This window comes from Pseudonocardia pini, from assembly GCF_013870575.1.
GTDB lineage: Bacteria > Actinomycetota > Actinomycetes > Mycobacteriales > Pseudonocardiaceae > Pseudonocardia > Pseudonocardia pini.
The window spans coordinates 1-2,087 of record NZ_JACBXB010000881.1 but is presented as its reverse complement, the minus strand read 5'-3'; the positions used below and the strand labels follow the sequence as shown (position 1 = coordinate 2,087).

At 73.1% G+C, this 2,087-nt stretch carries 3 protein-coding genes; all 3 read left to right on the top strand.

From position 1 onward, the window contains the following. Positions 1-120: 120 nt before the first annotated feature. Positions 121-411: an acylphosphatase gene (locus H5J29_RS30310; RefSeq protein WP_181784375.1), complete on the top strand. Its 291-nt coding sequence runs from the start codon at positions 121-123 to the stop codon at positions 409-411. A gap of 69 nt (positions 412-480) precedes the next feature. Beyond that, positions 481-888, top strand: a complete 408-nt coding sequence (locus H5J29_RS30305) for a VOC family protein (protein ID WP_181784374.1) — start codon at positions 481-483, stop codon at positions 886-888. 32 nt (positions 889-920) lie between these two features. Then, on the top strand, positions 921-2,087 hold a 1,167-nt coding region (locus H5J29_RS30300), incomplete at its 3' end, for a chromosome segregation SMC family protein (protein WP_181784373.1).

Below are 2,087 nucleotides of genomic sequence, written 5' to 3'. Positions count from 1 at the left end.
GGCACCACGGACAGCACCCCGAACCCGGCGAGCAGCGCGCCGAGGGCGAGCCCGACGAGGAGGGGGAGCGCCCGCCGGTGGGCCCTTCGACCGGTCACAGCCGGGTAACGTAGCAACGCGATGAGGAGCAACGACGAGGCGACCGTTCGGCTCAACGCCTGGGTGAGCGGGCAGGTGCAGGGTGTGGGCTTCCGCTGGTGGACCCGGGCGAGGGCACTGGAGCTAGGGCTCGTCGGAGAGGCGCGCAACCTGCCGGACGGCCGGGTCGCCGTGGCGGCCCAGGGCGAGCGGGCCGCGTGCGAGCGGCTGCTGGTCCTGCTGCGCGGTAACGACACCCCGGGCCGGGTCGACTCCGTGGCCAAACAGTGGGTGGCGCCGACGGGGGTGTGGACGGCCTTCGTCGAACGGTAGAGCGCCGAGCGGTGACTCCCTGTCGGTCCCCTGGTCTACGGTGCGACGCACGTCGACCGAGGAGGACCCATGACCGTCCGGCTCAACCCCTACCTGCACTTCGACACGTCGTCCCGCTCGGCGCTGGAGTTCTACCAGTCCGTGCTGGGCGGCACGCTGCAGATCATGACGTTCGGCGACATGGGCTCCACGGGTCCGGTCCCGCCGCCCGAGGGCGTGATGCACGGCCAGCTCGAGACCGAGGACGGGCTCGTGCTCATGGCGTCGGACGGGGACCCCGAGCGGCCCACCGAGGCCGGCGGCCAGGTCTCGGTCAGCATCTCCGGGGACGACTCGGAGCGGATCGCGGGCTGGTTCACCGCGCTCGCCGAGGGCGGGGTCGTGGACGTGCCCTTCGAGAAGCAGATGTGGGGGGACCACTTCGGGCAGGTCACGGACCGGTTCGGCATCCGCTGGCTGCTCAACGCCGCCGGGTAGAGTCCGCCGCACGCTGTCACCCCGGGGGACCCGTGCATCTCAAGAGCCTGACGCTGAAGGGCTTCAAGTCCTTCGCCTCGGCCACGACGCTGCGCCTGGAACCGGGGATCACCGCGGTGGTCGGGCCGAACGGGTCCGGGAAGTCCAACGTCGTGGACGCGATCTCCTGGGTGCTCGGCGAGCAGGGCGCCAAGGCGCTGCGCGGCGGGAAGATGGAGGACGTCATCTTCGCGGGCACGTCCGGGCGCCAGCCGCTCGGCCGGGCCGAGGTGACCCTCACGATCGACAACTCCGACGGCGCGCTGCCGATCGAGTACTCGGAGGTGTCGATCACCCGCCGGATGTTCCGGGACGGGGCGGGCGAGTACGAGATCAACGGGAGCACGTGCCGGCTGCTGGACATCCAGGAGCTGCTGTCGGACTCGGGCATCGGGCGCGAGATGCACGTCGTCGTCGGGCAGGGGCAGCTCGATGCCATCCTGCGGTCCAAACCGGAGGAGCGCCGCGCGTACATCGAGGAGGCCGCGGGGGTCCTCAAGCACCGCAAGCGCAAGGAGAAGGCGCTGCGCAAGCTCGACGCGATGCAGGCCAACCTCACCCGGCTCACCGACCTGACCACCGAGCTGCGCCGCCAGCTCAAGCCGCTCGGCAGGCAGGCGGAGATCGCACGCAAGGCCCAGCAGGTGCAGGCGGACCTGCGGGACGCGCGGCTGCGGCTCGCGGCGGACGACATCGTGGTGCTGCGGGAGTCCCTGGCGCGCGAGGAGGCGGACGAGCAGCAGGCCCGCGCCCGCCGCGCGGAGGTGGCCGAGCAGCTCGACGTCGCCCGGGAGACCCAGGGTGGGCTGGAGGAGGCCCTGGCCGCGGACGCGCCGCGGCTGCAGGCGGCCCAGGACACCTGGTACGCGCTGTCGGCGCTCGCCGAGCGGCTGCGCGGCACGGTCCGGCTGGCCGAGGAGCGAGCCCGGCACCTGGCGTCGTCGGGGGAGCAGCGGTCCCCCGGCCGGGACCCCGACGAGCTCGACGCCGAGGCGGATCTGGTCGCCGAGCAGGAGGAGGAGCTGGTCGCGGGGGTGCTCGAGGCCCGGCAGCGGCTGGCGGAGGTGCTGGAGGAGCGCACCGAGCACGAACGCACCCTGCAGGCCGCCGAGCGTGCGCACATGGCGGCGGTGCGGGCGATCGCCGACCGCAAGACCGGG